The sequence below is a fragment of the uncultured Aquimarina sp. genome, from assembly GCF_947492965.1.
GTDB lineage: Bacteria > Bacteroidota > Bacteroidia > Flavobacteriales > Flavobacteriaceae > Aquimarina.
The window spans coordinates 86,155-103,706 of record NZ_CANLOZ010000012.1; the positions used below are offsets into that span (position 1 = coordinate 86,155).

The window sequence follows — 17,552 nt, forward strand, 5'->3', positions numbered from 1 at the left end:
TTGATTATAGATTAGGTTAGTTAAGAATCAATTATTGAGATGAATTGTTTTCCGATACAACTTCTGATGATGCATATTCATTCGTTCTTCTTACTTCATAGGCTTTTAACCACTCTCCTTTAGGTGTCCCATTATCAAAGGAACTTAGAAGTACTGGGAAGACAGTTTTTTTTCTAGCTTCTTCATTAGAAAAGCCTTCATATTCAATACGGTACAAAGCTGTGTATAAAACCGCTCTACCAGTTCCATGATGACAATGAATCAATATTGGATAAGATATGTCCTTATCTAAAACATCAAAAAACTGTTCTAAATTTTCCTTACTAGGTATTTGGTGAGATGGAATATTAATATGTGTTACATTATCTATGGTTTCTATAATGTCATGCTCTCTAGTAATATCATTGGTGAGACTTGGATTTAGAGGGTCTATAACAGCTCCAATTCTTAAGTCAATAACAGTTTTTATACCATATTTGTTTAGATAACTCTCAATTTTATCAGCAGGAATCGCCGCAGATCTATATACCTTTCCAGATGTTACCTCTGTAAACCTATAATTAAAGTGTACATGATAAACATACAGAGTGGTAAATACAATAGCAATAGATAACAAAGAAAAAATAAACTTTTTGGTTGTTTTCATTACTGTGTTTTTTAAATTTCATTTACGAAGTTAAAGAATCAAAAGACCTAAAAACAGGAATAAAGACAACCCTAATAATTTAATAATGATTCATAAACAATTGCCTTGAAATTTATTTTTTATGATAACTTTTTAATAACAAAATTTGATTTAAAAAATTGATTATTAGAGTTTTAAAATTTTAAAATCAACCAATAAGTGTTTTTGTAGGGAAGAACAGTTTAGTTAAAAATTAATTAATCTACAGGTAATAAAAAGCGTTGAGGAAAACTATAATTTTAGATGCTTAACTAACTTATAAATCATTTAAAATGAAAAAAATTATTACACTTTTTATTATAGTGCTTATATTATGTGCATGCGAATCAAATGAGGATATTTATGTTTTTGAGGAGGATGTGTCTGAGAATAAAAATTCTAGTTTCTATTTAGATTTAGCTTATCAACATGCACCTGTACACTATCAAGATGTAGATAGAACGGGTTCTCATGGTTTAAGCGGAAAAGCGGATTACATTACTGCTTATGATTTTGATGGTGATCTAAATGCAAAAAATAATTGGGACAACATTGCCAATTCCTCCAGAAAAGGAAATGCAGTTGGTTATTATTCCGTTGTAGAAACAAGTACGCACTATTTTATTACCTATGCATTTTTTCATCCAAGAGACTGGACAGATATTTGGTTTTTATATCATTTTGATGAGCATGAAAATGATCTTGAAGGTGTACTTACAGTTGTAAAAAAAGACAACTCTACCTACGGTACAGCAATTGGGGCTGTAACCATATTTCATTCTGATTTTTATTCTTACAAAGCTTCAAACTCCGGATTAACTAATGGGAGTGAAGATATAGATGGTACTTTAACTACTCAAAATCATAATGGAATTAATAGATTTAAAACTTCTGCAGAGGCAAAAGGACATGGTATCAAAGCACATGCTAAACAACAACCTGGAGGGAGTGATTATGTAGTATATTTTCCTAGTAAAACCACTAGCGAACATCCATCTGATATTTATGATAGAAATGTAAAATATAAATTGGTGAATATATTTGAAAACGGTGGGATGTGGGATCAACGTTTTAATACAAACCTTTTTAGTAATGCCAAATCATTTCAAAAATCATACGGTAGTGGATCTGCCAATGCACCCTGGAACTGGGATGATAAAGATGATGGAGGTAATCAGGGACTATTAGCAGGAGGTATTGCATATTACCCCGCTCATTTGGTCGATGAGTATTTTAATGGGTTAGGAAACTTTAGTAAAACTTATATTTACAATCCGTATCTTGGGATAGAATAATTTTCTTAAAAGACCTATAAAAAGAGGAGTTATACCATGTGTTTAACTCCTTTTTTATATGGTAAATAAGTCAAATTTAAATAATTCCTTAGATTTTGTTTAAAATTATGTTAAACCATCATTTGTAGGTAAAACGTTTTATACTTTTCAGCTTCGTATACAACACAATAGCATGATTAAAAACATATTCACTTTTATTTTTTTGAGTTTTACTCTTGTGGCTTTTGCTCAGAAAAAACAACTAACTCATGATGATTATGACCTTTGGAAACGTATTTCAGATACTAAAATATCGAATACCGGGAAATTGATTGTTTCAGTAATTGAAACCACTACTAAAAGAGGTGATGGCTACCTAAAGATTTATAATACCGAGACTAAAAATGATTTTACCTTTTTTAATGGGTATGATACGTCAATTACTGAAGATGAAAGTTTTGTAATTTTTAAGCGAAAACCATCCTATCAAACCACTAGAAAAGAAAAGAAGAAGAAATTTAAGAAAGATCAAAAAGCTAAGGACGATTTATTTATCTACGATGTAATTAATAATAAGTTGTATGACTCTATAGGAAGGATAAGTTCCTATAAAATTTCAGAGAAATCTAATGGCTGGTTAGTTATTAAAAAAATTAAGGATACAAAACCCGATAAGAAAAATGATAAAGAAGAAAAACAGGAAAAAGATACTGTAAAAGTAAAATTAGGAAAAGCGTTTACACAAGATTATGCATTGGTATATGATCTAAAGGCCAAGAAAAAAGATACGATTTTTCAGATTAAAGATTTTATACTATCTAAAGAAGGAGATCAGTTTTATTACACCCAAACCGAGCATAGTAAAAAAGGAAAGAAAGATAAAGAAAATAGAAAAAGAGATTTGGGGGTTTTTGCATATAATGCGATTACAAAAACCAAAAATGTAATCGATACGACAAGGTATTTATATGATAAATTATCCGTAGACAAAACTGGTAATCATTTCTCTTTTATTGCGGTTAAAGATTCCACTCATGTAGATTCCCTGAAATATGAGTTATTCTATTATAGGGATAAAAAACTAATCAGTATTGTAGATAGTTTAGGTAAGAACCTTAGAAATAATTGGGAGCTTAGTAATGCAAAGACTTCTTTCTTTTCAGAGCACAGCAAACGACTTTACTTTTATTCAAAACCTAAAATAATATTTCATAATGATACTACACTTTTAGAAGATGAAATCCCTCAGGTAGATGTTTGGAATTGGAAGGATAAAATGGTACAACCCGAACAAAATGCTAGGTTAGAGGAATTAAAAAATGAAGCTTTTCTCTCTTATTATGATATCAAAAATCAATCGGTTGTAAAATTACAAGATGATTTTATAGACAATCTTATTTTAGATAAAGATAATGAGCAGAAATTTATACTTGGAGCAGCTGGATCTCCATATGATGTTCAAAGGTCATGGTATTTTCCTTGGTTTAGAGATTTTTACGTTATCGATACTAATTCTGGACAAAAACGTTTAGCGCTTGCAAAAGCAGCCTTACAACCAATATTGTCGTTAGATGGAAAGTATGCGTTGTATTATGATATAGAACAGAAAAACTGGTTTTCTTTAGAGTTAGCAAGTTTAAAAAAGACCAATCTTACAAAAGAAGTCAATGTGGCTTTTTATGATGAGGATGATGACCACCCAATGCAACCTTTTCCTCATGGATTTGGAGGATTCGATAAAAATGGTAATGCACTAATTTATGACAAGTATGATATCTGGAAAGTTACTTTATCAGGTGAGACAAAACCTGTAAATGTAACTACCAATGGTAGAAAACGTAATATCGAATATAGAACCTTGCAATTAGATGATAAAAATAGAAATCAGGCTTCTTATAGTAATGACAAATTGTTGATCACTAGTTTTGATAAAACTACGAAGGCCTCTGGGTTGTATACATTAGTGAATAATAAATTGAAGGAGAAAATAAAACCAACAGAATTTTTTATCAATGACTATAGTAAAGCTAAGAAAGGAGAACTAATTACGTTTACTAAGCAAAACTTCGATACGTTCCAGGATTTGCATTATACTAATGATGATTTTGATAAGACTGAACAAATAACAAATGTGAATCCTCAGAAAGAAAATTTTAAATGGGGAACTGCAGAGTTGTTTACTTGGAAAAGTTATGATGGCAAAAAGCTAGAAGGTATCGTATATAAACCTGAAAATTTTGATCCCTCAAAAAAGTACCCTTTGATCACGTATTTTTATGAGAAAAGATCCGACAGCTATCGAAACTATTATACACCAAGACCTAGTGCTTCCATTGTAAACCCTTCTTATCTGGTTAGTAATGGTTACATAATGTTTGTACCAGATATTGTTTATCAAGATGGAAAACCTGGTGCTAGTGCTTATAATTGTATTGTATCTGGTGTGGAAGCATTAGAACAGAAGGGGTATATAGATAGCGAAAATATGGCTATCCAAGGACAAAGTTGGGGAGGATATCAGGTAGCCTATTTAGTTACGGTTACCAATAAATTTAAAGCTGCAATGGCTGGAGCTCCAGTAAGTAATATGACATCAGCATACGGAGGAATTCGCTGGCAATCTGGATTGAGTAGAGCTTTTCAGTATGAACGAACGCAAAGTCGTATTGGTAAAAACCTATGGGATGGATTTGATCTGTATATAGAAAATTCTCCTTTATTCGGAATTCCGAAAATAGAAACTCCTTTGTTGATGATGCATAACGATAAAGATGGAGCAGTACCTTATTATCAGGGTATAGAAATGTTTATGGGAATGCGTAGATTAGGTAAACCCGCTTGGCTTTTGGTATATAACGATGAGGCTCATAATCTTAGAAAAGAAAAAAATAGACAAGACTTATCAATACGGATGATGCAATTTTTTGATCATTACTTGCAAGGAAAACCAGCTCCTATATGGATGACTAAAGGTGTTTCTAGAGTGGATAAAGGAAAAGACTTTGGGTATGATTTAGAGGAGACACCACTGAGTATGCAAAAAGCTACTCCCAGTCCCAACTAATGATATGCCACTGTATAGCATCAGCCTGATAAACGATTAAATCTTTAAAACCAATTGCACGATGTGCTTCTAATGATCTGTGATTGTTCGAAGCAACTTCAGTTATTAGCAAGGAATATTTTTCTTGTAAGGAGGATTTCATTTTTTGATAAAGACCTCGGAATATTCCTTGTCTTCTATATGCTTTGTCAACACATACTTGTCCCATGACAATGTAGTTGGTTTTTGGCTCAATCAAAGAGTCAATTTTCACAAACATCGGTTTGAGAACTTCAATATCATTTCCAAAATCCTTGGTCATACATAATGCGTATCCAACAACCTTATCATCATGTTTGGCAATGATATGTTGTTGCTGGGTGTTCATTTTTTTAAGAATATCAAAATTATGTTTTACAGTAACAAAACCTTCTTTTTGTTTCTCGTTGGAAGAGATGGATTCAGATAAATTGTTTTGCTGTAATGCTAGTATTTGATGTAATTCTTCATCTTTTGAGGCTATGGTGTATGTGATCATGGAGAACTGTTTTGATAAAAATAATATTTTAGATTTCTAATAAGTATATCAATTTATCAAAAATTTTAAGGTCGGTATTCTAAAATATCAGAGGGCTGACAATCTAGTTCTTTGCAAATTGCTTCAAGTGTAGAGAACCTGATCGCTTTTGCTTTTCCAGATTTAAGAATCGAAAGATTGGCAGTAGTGATACCTATTTTTTCAGCCAATTCTTTACTCTTCATTTTTCGTTTGGCAAGCATAATATCAAGATTAACAATTATAGGCATAATTAAATAGTTAAATCGTTTTCGTTTTGAAGTGTTCTTGCCTTGGAAAATACCTCGTGGAGATATAAAAAGAATAAACCTATAATTGGAAATAAAATAATAGAAGTATCTATTTCGAATATAAGTTTGTTTTCTAAAAATAAGTTTGTAAATATTTTTGCTGATATTTCTATGATACTAATCATAATAAATAGCTTTCCTGAGTTCTTAAAGTTTTTAATCACAGCGGGCGAAAAGTGATTTCCTTCTGACAAGTCAGAAAGACTTTTTGTTAAAAGTTCAATAGACTTAAAAAAAATAAAAAGCATACCTAGATATAATAGTTGAATAATTACAACTTTTATAGAATTAGAACTATATAACGTATCACTTTCTAAGAAATGTGGATTGATCATTTTGGGAACAAAGAATCGGTATACTAAAGAAATAAAACTAATTCCTAAGCCAAATCCTACAAAGTAATAATAAAAGTTAATTAGCTTTTTTAAAATATATATCGGTTTCATTATTGTAAAATTATTGTTTAACGATAACAAATATACAAAAATTATTGTTTTTCAATAATTTTTTATCAAAAAAGAATATTTAATTGTTGTTTTTGAAATCATGATTATAACTTTTGACTGCTGTTGTAAGTTCTATTTTGTTGTATTTTAGCGGTATGCAAGGAATACCAAAAAAACTTCATAAAAAGCTTCAGGAAAGAGAAGAGAAAGATGCTTTACGTGTATTAGGTTTTAAGAATAATTTAGTTGATTTTTCATCTAATGATTATATAGGTTTTTCTTCTTCCAAGGTTATTTTTGATCATGCTCATCAGTTATTAGTTGAGCGTGATATACATGAGAATGGAGCAACAGGTTCACGTTTGCTTTCGGGAAATCATACTTTATATAACGAAACTGAAGAAATACTAGCTAATTTTCATAATGCACCGTCTGCTTTGATTTTTAATTCAGGATACGATGCAAATATTGGTTTTTTCTCTTCGATTCCACAACGAGGTGATATAATTTTATATGATGAGCTCATTCATGCTTCTATCCGAGACGGAATTATAATGAGTAATGCGAAATCGTATAAATTTAAGCATAATGATTACATTGATCTAGAAAAAAGGATCACATCAATAAGATCTTCATCTAATGAAAGTCAGGAAATATATGTAGTAACAGAGTCGGTTTTTTCTATGGATGGAGATGTTCCAGATTTAGAAGCTTTTTCTCAATTATGTGAAACCAATGATTGTTATTTTGTTGTAGATGAAGCTCATGCAACAGGTGTGTTTGGAAATAATGGTGCAGGTTTAATTCAGGAGTTAAAACTCGAAGAAAAAGTCTTTGCACGTATTCATACCTTTGGTAAAGCAATAGGTTGTCATGGAGCGGTTATTTTAGGATCTTCACAATTGAAGCAATATCTGGTAAATTTTGCAAGGAGTTTTATCTATACTACCGGTTTGTCACCACATGCAATTGCTACAATTCAATCTTCATATCAGCAACTTAAAATAACAACAGAGATCGATAAACTGCGGAAGGTTATTCAGTTTTTTAATGAGCAAAAGGAGTCCATGCAATTAGAAAAGTTATTCATTAAAAGTGACTCTGCTATACATTGTTGTATCATTTCAGGAAATGAAAAAGTAAAGACAATAGCTTCAAAAATACATGATCAAGGTTTTGATGTAAAACCAATTTTATCACCAACAGTTCCTGAAGGAAAAGAACGATTACGATTTTGTTTGCATAGCTATAATACCAAAGAAGAAATAGTAGAAGTTTTGACCTTGTTAGCTACCTTTGTCAAAAAATAAATTAGCTCGTAGAAAGCGTTGAGATATTCAAGTTTTGATTATCGAGTAAAGAAGACAAATTATCACGTCTATTATGGCTAAAAAAGAACAAAAAAAGATATTTATAACAGGAATAGGTACAGATGTTGGTAAAACTGTAGTATCTGCCATCGTAGTTGAGGCACTGCAAGCAGATTATTTTAAACCTGTTCAAGCGGGAGATTTATCCTATTCCGATACCGATAAAGTAAAAGAGTTGGTTTCTAATTCTGAATCTACCTTTCATAAAAATAGTTATGCTTTGCATACACCAATGAGTCCTCATGCTGCGGCAGAAATTGATGGCATTACTATCGACATTAACAATATCCAGATTCCATCAACTTCAAATACTATAGTGATCGAAGGTGCTGGAGGTTTGCTAGTTCCGTTAAATGATGAAGCTACAATTTTAGATATTATTGATGCCGATTGTAAAGTTATTGTAGTATCCAGACATTACTTAGGGAGTATAAATCATACATTGTTGACTGTAAAATTATTACAAGAGAAAGGATTTGATCCAGTGATTATTTTTAGCGGAGATGAACATATAACTACCGAAAGTATTATCAAAAAAATGACGAAGGTAAAAGTTATCGGTAGAGTGGATAACGAACCTTATTTTGATGAAATGGTAGTTAAAGAATATGCCTCATTGTTTAAGGATGAATTAGAAACGTTATGAGTTTACAACAGAGAGATAAACAACATCTTTGGCATCCACTTACACAGCATAAAATCCATCCAGATGCCTTACCTATTGTAAAGGCAGAAGGAGCTTTGCTTTATGATGATCAAGGAAAGGAATATATCGATGGAATTGCTTCTTGGTATACAGCAATGTATGGACATTGTAATCCATTTATTCTAGAAAGAGTAAGTAAACAGATGCAAACCTTGGATCAGATTGTTTTTGCAGGTTTTACGCACGAACCAGCAATCGAACTGTCCGAAAAGTTAATTGAAATACTACCTGATAATCAAGAAAAAATATTTTTCTCTGATAACGGATCTACTGCTAACGAAGTGGGAATTAAGATGGCATTGCAATACCATTTTAATAAAGGAGAAAAAAGAAATACAATCATTGCTTTCGAAGACGGATTTCATGGAGATACTTTCGGAGCAATGTCGGCTTCTGGATTATCCGTATATAATGGTCCTTTTGAAGATTTCTTTATTGATGTTCGAAGAATCCCTACTCCTACTAAAGATAATTTTGATATAGTCATAAAAACACTACACCAAATTGTTGATGATAATGCAGTTGCTGCTTTTATTTATGAGCCATTGGTTCAAGGGGCAAATGCAATGCATATGTTCGAAGAAAAATACTTAGATCCGATTCTTAAAATTTGTAAGGAAAACAAGATTATTACTATTGCAGACGAAGTAATGACTGGTTTTGGGAAAACAGGAAAAAACTTTGCATCAGAATATATGGAGACAAAACCAGATATCATTTCTATGTCCAAAGCGTTAACAGCTGGTTTTGTGCCTATGGCGGTAACAAGTTGTACCCAAGAGATATACAATGCATTTCTGGATGATTCTATTGGCAAAGCATTTTTTCATGCGCATACGTATTCTGCAAACCCAATTGCATGCTCCGTTGCAATTGCTGGAATTGATCTGCTAAGTACAAAAGATATTCAGGAAAATATTGCTAGAATCATTAAGTCCCATCAAGAATTTAATGATCTTATAAAAAATCATCCAAAAATAAAAAGCACAAGACAAAAAGGAGTTATTTATGCTTTGGATTTAAACATTGAAATGGATCGATATGGTAAAAAGAGATATGAAATCTTTGATCATTTTATGCAAAACGGAGTGTGCTTACGACCGTTAGGAAAAACGATTTATATCTTACCACCTTACGTGATTTCGGAGCAACAGTTAGGCAAAATTTATAAAACGATTACCGAACTATTGGAGACTATTTAGACAGCATCAATTGTTCTAGATCATCTTTAAATTGGTTCTTTTGATCAACATGGAATGCTATAGCTTTAAAGTTACGTTTTATTCCATAGAGTCCTATTTTAGTTCCTGCTGATTGCTTTTTTAATCTAATAAGCATATTATGAGGATCTAGTTCTCCCAAAGGAGATAATCTTCTGGTTTCTTTATCAAAAACAGTTGAAGAAGAAGAAAATTCAATGGTGTCAATATCAGATATGGGAATAATTACTTCACTCATTATTCCATATCGGATATGTAGTATTTCTCCATCTATAGTTATAGGTCTTTTGGTTATTGATTTAACAAAACCAAATATCTGAACAAAAGAATAAACACTCATTATTCCTACTATCCATGCAATAGAAGGATTCGATTTTAATATCATTTTATGTAAAACAAAAGTCTCTATAATGACGATCATAAGAATACCTATGAAAATACTAATAGAGTTACCATCTTTATGATAAGTGTATTCATTTTCTCTTGGAGTTTTCTTTTTCCAGGAAATGAATCCGTAATAAAACACAGCAATTTCCATTGCTAATACCTCTGATATTTTTTTAGGAAAAACATCTGAACAAGTCTTTTTAAGGATTGTAAAAAAATCTGGTGAACTATTTTTAGTGAGCCTATACACCTGAATGGTTTTTCGAATTTTGAAGAGAATAGCAGTAACGATTCCCAACTCGATAAAAGGTAATATCCAATTCTTGATAAAGGAGATATAGGATTGATTTTCTTCTGGAATAACAAAAGAAGCAATAAGGATACCTATTACGAAAAAAGAAAGCACCGAAAACTTAGAAATATCTTTTTTCCGAATTAAGACCCAATGAATAAAGGGAATAGTAATTATCAAGTCTAATGTAATACTCTTAGAAATAAGAGAATTAGATAATGCTATATCTGAACTGGCAAATAATGCTAAAGAAACTAATATACATAAGGGTAGTCCAAATACTAGTAAGGTTTCTTTTAAACTAAGATTGCCAGTCATAATGATACGTTTTTAGTTAATTTTCATTATTCTCTTTTCCCCATAGCAAGTCAACTTGCTCATTGGTTTCATCTAGGATGACATATAATGCGGAATATGTCCAAGTATCATCTTTTTTGGTTCCTACGATATACACTCTTGCTTCTCCATCTGGACCTTTTATAGGTATAGAAATATCGACCGAACCCTCATCGTTTTCAAACTTTAAGCTTCCGTTCATAATACCATTAGTTTCTATAGGTTCTCCAAGCATTTCGACAATATAATCGTCTTCTTGAGCTTTGGCAAGTGCATCCTTGTAGGGACCAGAATTTGTAAATGCTTGAGAAACACCGAAAATTACAGAGCCTAAAAAGACAAAAAATATGACGATGATCGTTAGGCATCCTCCTACGGGAACAACCCATGGCCAATTTCTACTAAACCAACTTTTTTTTGCTGTCTGAATTTCCATTATATAGTGTATTTTAAGATCACTATATAAGTATCAATTCCAAAGGTTTTGTTACAAGAAATTTACTCGTATAAATAAATTCCTGCTGCATTTCCCATTTTTCTCATATGGTGGCCAACATTTGGAATCACTTTTAGAGTCCAGTTAAATTTGCAATTCATTTTGGTAGCTTGGGTTTTAGCAGTTTTGTAAAAATAACGCGCTCTGGCAAGTCTATGTAACCCTTGCTTGTCTACTGTTTTAGAACGTAAAAGAATTCCTCCTTTTTCATTTTCATTATCTAGCTCACCCACAAAAATCGTTAGTTGTTGTGCAAAGGATTTTTTGAGATTTTCAATAGATAGGTTAAGGTCTTCAATACCGAAGGGAAATTTTGTTTCAAAATCGGGTAAGGTGTAGCTTCCAGCATTGGCAGCAATGATTCTTTTTGCTTTAGAATTGGTATGAAGAATTGCAAATCGGTGTAAAATTTGTCCACCAGCAGAATGACCAAATATATCATAACCTCTTTGTGATCCATTTAATGCTTTTATAGCAGACTCAAATATTCTGTCAAAATCTTCATATATCCAGCTAGCGTTGTCTAAATTTAGTTGTATTGAAGTCTTTTCTTCGTCTAGAAAAACTTGGTTAGTATTTTTTATAAATGTGATACTCTCTCGAGTATTGACATCTGCTACTACTCCACCCAAATGATAATCTTCATAAGGATATGCTGTTTCTGGATAACTTGGTGAGAGGATAAGAATATTATATTTTTCGGATTCTTCTATCCAACTATCTCTGTAGCTATCTCCATTTCTTCCCGATCCTGGAATAACGAGCAAGACTTCAGAAGAACCATTAAATCCTTTAGGTTTATAATAATGAATAGTAATTTTTTTATGCTCATTTCCTTTGCCTCCATGCAATGTAAATGCTCCAGAACCTTCATTGATAATAATGTTGCTTTCTTGATTGTAAGCTTGGATAGTAAATAGGAATAAAACCATTAAAACCAGTATGTATGTGACTTGTTTCATTTTGATATAAATTTTTGTTTTGTCAAAAATTGAAAATAAAGAGGTTCTTAATTTAGCATGTCGATAGATACATTTGTAAAGCATGTGTTTATGCTTTTTTAATGGATAAAAAACATTTGTCATTTAAATCTGAAAATTCATCTGTTTTTAACTATAGTTTGTCGACTATGAATCGTAGATATCCTTACATTAGTTATTTTAGAGGATATGTTGATAGATAAGATTTGGATCGAAGAAATTGTATTTCAAGTACAAAAAAAGAAATGGGTTAAGCATTTGATTTTTTGGAGTGTTATCGTTTTTGCATTTACGACCAGAGATAGGGTATTGGATCTCTATTCTTTATATACTTCTTTTGTTAGACAATTATGTTATTTGATCCCACAAATGATTGCTTCTTACTTTTTAGGATATTATTTGATCCCAAAATATGCTCTTTCCAACAGAAAGTTTGTTTACATCTTATTATTTGTTGTTAGTGTATATTTTACTAGTGTTTTGGGAAGAATTCTTATCGTATACCTGTCAGAAGGTTTAACAAGAACGCCGCCTTTTCCGCAAGAATCCATATGGCAGATTATGACACAATGGAAGCATCTCGTTTTAAAGTATGTTCCTCATATTTATAGTGTTGTTTTTGGTTTCCTTTTTTTGAAGTTTTTCCTGCATTACACGAACACCAAGCAAATAGCATTAAAAGCGGATAAAGAAAAGGTAGCAACCGAATTAAAGCTGCTAAAGGCACAATTAAACCCTCACTTTTTATTCAACACTTTGAATAATATTTATGTTCTGGCATTGGAAAAGTCTGATAAAACTGCGTATTCGATAGAAAAACTGTCAGAGATTTTGGATTATATTTTGTATCGATGCACAGAAAGATACACTTCGTTGGTATCAGAGGTTACGATGTTAGAGAATTATATTGCATTAGAAAAGCTGAGATATGATGATCGATTAGAAGTTACATTTGATAAACATATTGAAGAAGATATTAAAATAGCACCACTTATTCTGCTTTCGCTTGTGGAAAATGCTTTTAAACATGGAGCTGGAGAGGATAGTGGTTCTCCACGAATTGAAATATTTGTGGCATATGAAAAGAGAATATTTATATTTAATATTTCTAATACCGTAGGAACGATTCCAACAAAAGATCGACAAGCCAAAATAGGATTAGCAAATATTACAAAACAACTGGATTTATTGTATACGGATCAATATGATCTGAACATAATAAATAATAAGGATGGTTTATTTTCGGTAGCGCTAAAAATAAAAATATGATGAAGATTAGGTGTTTACTCGTGGATGATGAACCTTTAGCAATACGTTTACTCGAGAATCATATTGCTAAAATAGAGTCTTTGGAAGTTGTTGCTACATGTAATAATGCAATAAAGGCAATGGAAATAGTAAAACAACAGCAAATCGATTTGTTGTTTTTAGATATAAAGATGCCAAATATCACAGGTTTAGAATTTTTAAAAACGCTAAAAACGCCACCTAAAACTATAATAACTACGGCTTATAGAGAATATGCGCTAGAGGGATATGATCTCGATATTCTGGACTATTTGCTCAAACCCATTACCTTTCAGAGATTTTTTAGAGCGGTAGAACGTTATTTTAGAAGCGAGCACAAAGAGCCTTTGTCATTGAGAGATAAAACTATAACCTCAGAAGAACCTTTAGTAATTAAATCAGGGAGTAAGTATCATAGAATTAAATTAGATGAAATTACGTATATCGAGAGTTTGAGAGATTATGTTAAAATTCATATTGGTGAAAAAGAAATACAAACAAAATGTAAAATCAGTGATTTTGAAGAAAAATTACAAAACACCCCGTTCTTGAGAGTTCATAGATCCTTTATAATTAATACAAACAAAATTACCGCCTATACCCAAAATGATATAGATTTAGGCGTGATCGAAATTCCAATTGGGGTTAGCTATAAGGAAAAGGTGTATTCTTATCTAAAAATAAAGAAATAGTATGATATCTGATAACTATCAATTATAATTTTACTATTGAACATACCAGAACAAACCCCTACATTTGCCCAAAAATTACGTATTGCAAAATCCAGTATCCATAACCGGAATTTCATCTATTTCTCCTTTAGGTATTTCCTCGAAAGAAATATGGAAGTTATATAAGGAATCTTCTCATTGTATTACTTTTGAAGATATGGCGGGAAATCTGGCACCAATTGCCAGATTAGATGTAGCATCCAGAGCAGCGATAGAAACACTTAGGAAGGAAAATTCTAGCTATGCATCGTTGGATGATTCTGTATTATTTGCATTGTTTGCTTCCAGAAACGCTATAAAAGAGGCTGGCTGGAAAGATGATGCTAATTTTGGAGTAAATGTAGGTTCCTCTAGAGGAGCAACGGGTCTTTTTGAAAAATATCATGAAGAATTTTTAAGAAGTAATCAGTCTTCTACGCTGAGTTCTCCAACTACTACTTTAGGCAATATATCTTCCTGGATTGTACAGGATTTAGGTGCTACAGGTCCAGATATCAGTCATTCGATAACCTGTTCTACCGCCTTACATTCTATATTAAATGGAATCGCATGGTTGCAATCTGGGCTGAGTGATAAGTTTTTGGTAGGAGGAAGTGAAGCGCCGTTAACACCATTTACCATTGCTCAGATGAAAGCACTGAAGATTTATGCGGCTGCGGATACAGTAGCGTATCCTTGTCAGGCAATGAATTGGGATAAATCCAGAAATTCAATGTTTTTAGGAGAAGGAGCTGGTATTGCTTGTTTAGAAAAAGGACGTACTAAAAATGCACAAGCGTTAATTACTGGAATTGGGTATGCTACCGAGACCTTAACTCATAACATATCTATATCTACAGATGCAGATTGTTTTCAAAAATCTATGAAAATGGCATTAGGAAATACCGATGTAAAAGAAGTAGATGCTATTGTATTGCATGCTCCTGGAACTATAAAAGGAGATCAAGCAGAATTCAATGCGATTAAGCAAGTATTTGGTAAACATATTCCAGCAATGACCACAAACAAATGGAAAATAGGTCACACTTTTGGAGCTAGTGGGATTCTAAGTTTGGAATTGGCTATGCTGATGATGAAACATCAGGAATTTATTCCAGTCCCTTTTGTAAAGAATATAGGAATTCCTCAAAAATTGAATAAGATTATTGTCAATGCTGTAGGATTTGGAGGAAATGCAGTAAGTATTTTAGTAGAACTTCCATCATAAAAGAACAATAATCAACAATAGATTGTTATTAAAACTCTCGAATTTGATAAAGCTAATTTGTGTTTTTTGATTTTAAACAATTACTTTTGAAAATTCACATACCATTGATTTATGAGCGTTATTAGACACGATTGGACATCAGAAGAAATTCTAGAAATATATAATAAGCCACTAATGGAACTGCTTTATGAGGCAGCTTCTGTACATAGAGAATATCATGATCCTAATACGGTTCAGGTTTCTACCTTGTTATCTATTAAAACTGGTGGATGTCCAGAGGATTGCGGGTACTGTCCACAGGCTGCTAGATACCATACCGATATTGAGGGGAATGATTTAATGAGTGTGCAACAAGTAAAAGCACAAGCATTGCGTGCTAAAGCTTCAGGAAGTTCCAGAGTTTGTATGGGCGCGGCTTGGAGAAATGTGAAAGATGGTCCAGAATTTGATAATGTTCTCGAAATGGTTAGAACTATTAATAAACTGGAGATGGAAGTTTGTTGTACGCTTGGTATGATTACAGAAAATCAGGCACAACGATTAGCAGAAGCTGGTTTATATGCTTATAACCATAACTTAGATACTTCTGAAGAGTATTATAAGGAAGTAATTTCTACCAGAGGTTATGAGGACCGTTTGCAAACTATTGATAATGTTCGTAAAACTAACGTTACGGTTTGTAGTGGAGGAATTATAGGAATGGGAGAAAAGACTGAAGATCGTGCTGGAATGCTGGTAGCTTTGGCAAAGTTAAATCCACAACCAGAGTCTGTGCCGATTAATGCATTGGTAGCCGTTGATGGAACTCCTATGGAAGATCAAAAACCAGTAGAGATTTGGGATATGATCCGAATGGTAGCTACTACCAGAATTGTAATGCCACAAACACAAGTAAGACTTTCTGCAGGAAGAACTGAAATGAGTAGAGAAGGACAGGCTATGTGCTTTTTTGCAGGAGCAAACTCGATATTTGCAGGCGATAAGTTGCTTACGACTCCAAATCCCGATGTTAATGAAGATATGGAGATGTTTAAGAAATTAGGTTTAAACCCACAAAAACCTTTTGTAAAAAAGGCACAACCAGAAACTGTAGAAGCCGAAGATTCTAAATTTGAAGCTAAAGGTGAAAAACCTAAATGGTCTAGACCTGATCATGTTATAGAAAAAAATGAACTAGCGAAGCAAAAAGGAAAAGAAGCGCTACTCAATAAATAATTTGTAAAGTTGATTAACTTTGAAAATCAAGAAATTAGAATTATTTCTTAGTTAATGGGGTTAAATTTAGAGGAAATATCAAGGGTAAAAACGATTACGAAAGAAGAGTTTTTGAGAGATTATTTTATACCTCAGAAACCTGTGGTAATTGAACGTTTAATCGAAGACTGGCCTGCTTTTCAGAAATGGAATTTAGATTATATAAATGAAGTTGCTGGAGATAAAGAGGTGCCACTTTTTGATGATAGACCTATCAATTCTGAGTTTAAATTTAATGAACCTCATGCTAGCATGAAAATGAGTGCTTATGTAGATTTATTAAAGAAAAAGCCTACCAACTATAGAATTTTCCTGTACAATTTATTAAAAGAAGTACCTGCGCTTCAGAAGGATTTTAAATATCCAAAGATTGGATTAAAATTCCTGAAAAAGATGCCTTTCTTATTTTTTGGAGGAGGAGGCTCTAAAGTGTTTATGCATTATGATATCGACCTTGCCAATATATTCCACTTTCATTTTCATGGAGAAAAACAATGTATTTTGTTTCCTCCTTCCGAAACGAAATATATGTATAAGGTACCACATGCATTGATATCTCATCAAGAAATTGATTTTTCGAATCCAGATTTTGAAAAATGGCCTGCTCTTAAGAAGGCGAAAGGATATATTACATACTTAAGTCATGGAGAAACACTATACATGCCAGAAGGTTATTGGCATCATATGACATATCTGACTCCTGGTTTTTCTATGAGTATTCGCTCTGTGCCTAAAAAGCTAAGTAATTTTATGCAAGCTACTTATAATGTGTTTTTTATGCGCCATTTTGATAATTTTATGCGAAGCAGAAAAGGTCAAAAATGGATGGATTATAAAAATAGTAAAGCAATCAGTAGAACAAATTCGTTGTTGAAATAAACTCTTTTACATACTTTCCTTTTTTTAAATAAGGTATTTCCGTAATATCTGATTATCAGCTCATAACACTACGTTAAAATATTTTTTTCCGACCTTTTTTTTAATAGTTTTAA

Annotated in this window: 17 protein-coding genes; 10 read left to right on the forward strand and 7 right to left on the reverse strand. The window is 32.2% G+C overall.

All coding sequences use genetic code 11. The features are described 5' to 3' along the window. Positions 1 to 31 precede the first annotated feature (31 nt). Complete coding sequence (locus tag Q1B37_RS21825; RefSeq protein WP_299902513.1) at positions 32 to 646, reverse strand: dual specificity protein phosphatase family protein; 615 nt, start codon at positions 644 to 646, stop codon at positions 32 to 34. A 311-nt stretch (positions 647 to 957) separates the two neighbouring features. On the opposite strand from Q1B37_RS21825, the gene Q1B37_RS21830 reads away from it, so the two are divergent. Together Q1B37_RS21830 and Q1B37_RS21835 are read left to right on the forward strand one after the other, a co-directional pair. Further along, positions 958 to 1,959 (forward strand): hypothetical protein, encoded by a 1,002-nt coding sequence (locus tag Q1B37_RS21830; protein ID WP_299902516.1) that lies wholly within the window; start codon positions 958 to 960, stop codon positions 1,957 to 1,959. A 172-nt stretch (positions 1,960 to 2,131) separates the two neighbouring features. Beyond that, complete coding sequence (locus tag Q1B37_RS21835; RefSeq protein WP_299902519.1) at positions 2,132 to 5,002, forward strand: prolyl oligopeptidase family serine peptidase; 2,871 nt, start codon at positions 2,132 to 2,134, stop codon at positions 5,000 to 5,002. Here the strand turns inward: Q1B37_RS21835 and Q1B37_RS21840 are convergent. The 3 genes from Q1B37_RS21840 to Q1B37_RS21850 all read right to left on the reverse strand — a co-directional run bounded on the left by Q1B37_RS21840 (position 4,983) and on the right by Q1B37_RS21850 (position 6,294). Next, positions 4,983 to 5,519 carry a GNAT family N-acetyltransferase gene (locus Q1B37_RS21840; RefSeq protein ID WP_299902522.1) on the reverse strand — a complete coding sequence of 179 codons (537 nt, stop codon included), beginning with the start codon at positions 5,517 to 5,519 and terminating at the stop codon, positions 4,983 to 4,985. The two genes, Q1B37_RS21835 and Q1B37_RS21840, sit on opposite strands and share 20 nt — an antisense overlap. A gap of 65 nt (positions 5,520 to 5,584) precedes the next feature. Then, positions 5,585 to 5,788 carry a helix-turn-helix transcriptional regulator gene (locus tag Q1B37_RS21845; protein WP_299902525.1) on the reverse strand — a complete coding sequence of 68 codons (204 nt, stop codon included), beginning with the start codon at positions 5,786 to 5,788 and terminating at the stop codon, positions 5,585 to 5,587. Between the two features lie 2 nt (positions 5,789 to 5,790). Then, on the reverse strand, positions 5,791 to 6,294 hold the full coding sequence (locus Q1B37_RS21850) for a DUF2975 domain-containing protein (RefSeq protein ID WP_299902528.1): 504 nt from the start codon (positions 6,292 to 6,294) through the stop codon (positions 5,791 to 5,793). Between the two features lie 155 nt (positions 6,295 to 6,449). On the opposite strand from Q1B37_RS21850, the gene Q1B37_RS21855 reads away from it, so the two are divergent. The 3 genes from Q1B37_RS21855 (at position 6,450) to bioA (ending at position 9,572) form a co-directional block, all read left to right on the forward strand. Further along, complete coding sequence (locus Q1B37_RS21855) at positions 6,450 to 7,604, forward strand: pyridoxal phosphate-dependent aminotransferase family protein (RefSeq protein ID WP_299902531.1); 1,155 nt, start codon at positions 6,450 to 6,452, stop codon at positions 7,602 to 7,604. Between the two features lie 73 nt (positions 7,605 to 7,677). Continuing rightward, the gene (gene bioD, locus Q1B37_RS21860) at positions 7,678 to 8,310 is read left to right on the forward strand and encodes a dethiobiotin synthase (RefSeq protein ID WP_299902534.1); all 633 of its coding nucleotides are present in this window, start codon (positions 7,678 to 7,680) and stop codon (positions 8,308 to 8,310) included. Then, positions 8,307 to 9,572: an adenosylmethionine--8-amino-7-oxononanoate transaminase gene (gene bioA, locus Q1B37_RS21865; protein ID WP_299902537.1), complete on the forward strand. Its 1,266-nt coding sequence runs from the start codon at positions 8,307 to 8,309 to the stop codon at positions 9,570 to 9,572. Before bioD ends, bioA begins: the two co-directional genes overlap by 4 nt. Here bioA and Q1B37_RS21870 read toward each other — a convergent pair. The 3 genes from Q1B37_RS21870 to Q1B37_RS21880 all read right to left on the reverse strand — a co-directional run bounded on the left by Q1B37_RS21870 (position 9,565) and on the right by Q1B37_RS21880 (position 12,063). Continuing rightward, positions 9,565 to 10,587 (reverse strand): hypothetical protein, encoded by a 1,023-nt coding sequence (locus Q1B37_RS21870; RefSeq protein ID WP_299902539.1) that lies wholly within the window; start codon positions 10,585 to 10,587, stop codon positions 9,565 to 9,567. The two genes, bioA and Q1B37_RS21870, sit on opposite strands and share 8 nt — an antisense overlap. A 16-nt stretch (positions 10,588 to 10,603) precedes the next feature. Next, entirely contained in the window at positions 10,604 to 11,041 is a 438-nt protein-coding gene (locus tag Q1B37_RS21875; RefSeq protein WP_299902542.1) for a cytochrome c oxidase assembly factor Coa1 family protein, read from the reverse strand. Between the two features lie 62 nt (positions 11,042 to 11,103). Beyond that, a complete protein-coding gene (locus Q1B37_RS21880) occupies positions 11,104 to 12,063 on the reverse strand; it encodes a hypothetical protein (protein ID WP_299902545.1) in 960 nt (319 codons plus the stop codon). A gap of 207 nt (positions 12,064 to 12,270) precedes the next feature. Here Q1B37_RS21880 and Q1B37_RS21885 point away from each other — a divergent pair, with 207 nt between their 5' ends. From Q1B37_RS21885 to Q1B37_RS21905, 5 genes are all read left to right on the forward strand, one after another. Then, entirely contained in the window at positions 12,271 to 13,350 is a 1,080-nt protein-coding gene (locus Q1B37_RS21885) for a histidine kinase (RefSeq protein WP_299902547.1), read from the forward strand. Next, a complete protein-coding gene (locus tag Q1B37_RS21890) occupies positions 13,347 to 14,060 on the forward strand; it encodes a LytTR family DNA-binding domain-containing protein (protein WP_299902550.1) in 714 nt (237 codons plus the stop codon). Before Q1B37_RS21885 ends, Q1B37_RS21890 begins: the two co-directional genes overlap by 4 nt. A gap of 82 nt (positions 14,061 to 14,142) precedes the next feature. Beyond that, positions 14,143 to 15,306 carry a beta-ketoacyl synthase N-terminal-like domain-containing protein gene (locus Q1B37_RS21895; RefSeq protein WP_299902591.1) on the forward strand — a complete coding sequence of 388 codons (1,164 nt, stop codon included), beginning with the start codon at positions 14,143 to 14,145 and terminating at the stop codon, positions 15,304 to 15,306. Positions 15,307 to 15,417: 111 nt separating this feature from the next. Then, positions 15,418 to 16,521: a biotin synthase BioB gene (bioB, locus tag Q1B37_RS21900; RefSeq protein ID WP_299604940.1), complete on the forward strand. Its 1,104-nt coding sequence runs from the start codon at positions 15,418 to 15,420 to the stop codon at positions 16,519 to 16,521. A 54-nt stretch (positions 16,522 to 16,575) separates the two neighbouring features. Further along, positions 16,576 to 17,439, forward strand: coding sequence for a cupin-like domain-containing protein (locus Q1B37_RS21905; protein WP_299902553.1), 864 nt, complete (start codon positions 16,576 to 16,578; stop codon positions 17,437 to 17,439). The last annotated feature ends 113 nt before the right edge of the window (positions 17,440 to 17,552 follow it).

Bases quoted from the DNA above. Each gene is read 5' to 3' on its own strand.
- Q1B37_RS21825 (WP_299902513.1), bottom strand. From the start codon at position 646: ATGAAAACAACCAAAAAGTTTATTTTTTCTTTGTTATCTATTGCTATT.
- Q1B37_RS21830 (WP_299902516.1), top strand. From the start codon at position 958: ATGAAAAAAATTATTACACTTTTTATTATAGTGCTTATATTATGTGCA.
- Q1B37_RS21835 (WP_299902519.1), top strand. From the start codon at position 2,132: ATGATTAAAAACATATTCACTTTTATTTTTTTGAGTTTTACTCTTGTG.
- Q1B37_RS21840 (WP_299902522.1), bottom strand. From the start codon at position 5,519: ATGATCACATACACCATAGCCTCAAAAGATGAAGAATTACATCAAATA.
- Q1B37_RS21845 (WP_299902525.1), bottom strand. From the start codon at position 5,788: ATGCCTATAATTGTTAATCTTGATATTATGCTTGCCAAACGAAAAATG.
- Q1B37_RS21850 (WP_299902528.1), bottom strand. From the start codon at position 6,294: ATGAAACCGATATATATTTTAAAAAAGCTAATTAACTTTTATTATTAC.
- Q1B37_RS21855 (WP_299902531.1), top strand. From the start codon at position 6,450: ATGCAAGGAATACCAAAAAAACTTCATAAAAAGCTTCAGGAAAGAGAA.
- bioD (WP_299902534.1), top strand. From the start codon at position 7,678: ATGGCTAAAAAAGAACAAAAAAAGATATTTATAACAGGAATAGGTACA.
- bioA (WP_299902537.1), top strand. From the start codon at position 8,307: ATGAGTTTACAACAGAGAGATAAACAACATCTTTGGCATCCACTTACA.
- Q1B37_RS21870 (WP_299902539.1), bottom strand. From the start codon at position 10,587: ATGACTGGCAATCTTAGTTTAAAAGAAACCTTACTAGTATTTGGACTA.
- Q1B37_RS21875 (WP_299902542.1), bottom strand. From the start codon at position 11,041: ATGGAAATTCAGACAGCAAAAAAAAGTTGGTTTAGTAGAAATTGGCCA.
- Q1B37_RS21880 (WP_299902545.1), bottom strand. From the start codon at position 12,063: ATGAAACAAGTCACATACATACTGGTTTTAATGGTTTTATTCCTATTT.
- Q1B37_RS21885 (WP_299902547.1), top strand. From the start codon at position 12,271: ATGTTGATAGATAAGATTTGGATCGAAGAAATTGTATTTCAAGTACAA.
- Q1B37_RS21890 (WP_299902550.1), top strand. From the start codon at position 13,347: ATGATGAAGATTAGGTGTTTACTCGTGGATGATGAACCTTTAGCAATA.
- bioB (WP_299604940.1), top strand. From the start codon at position 15,418: ATGAGCGTTATTAGACACGATTGGACATCAGAAGAAATTCTAGAAATA.
- Q1B37_RS21905 (WP_299902553.1), top strand. From the start codon at position 16,576: ATGGGGTTAAATTTAGAGGAAATATCAAGGGTAAAAACGATTACGAAA.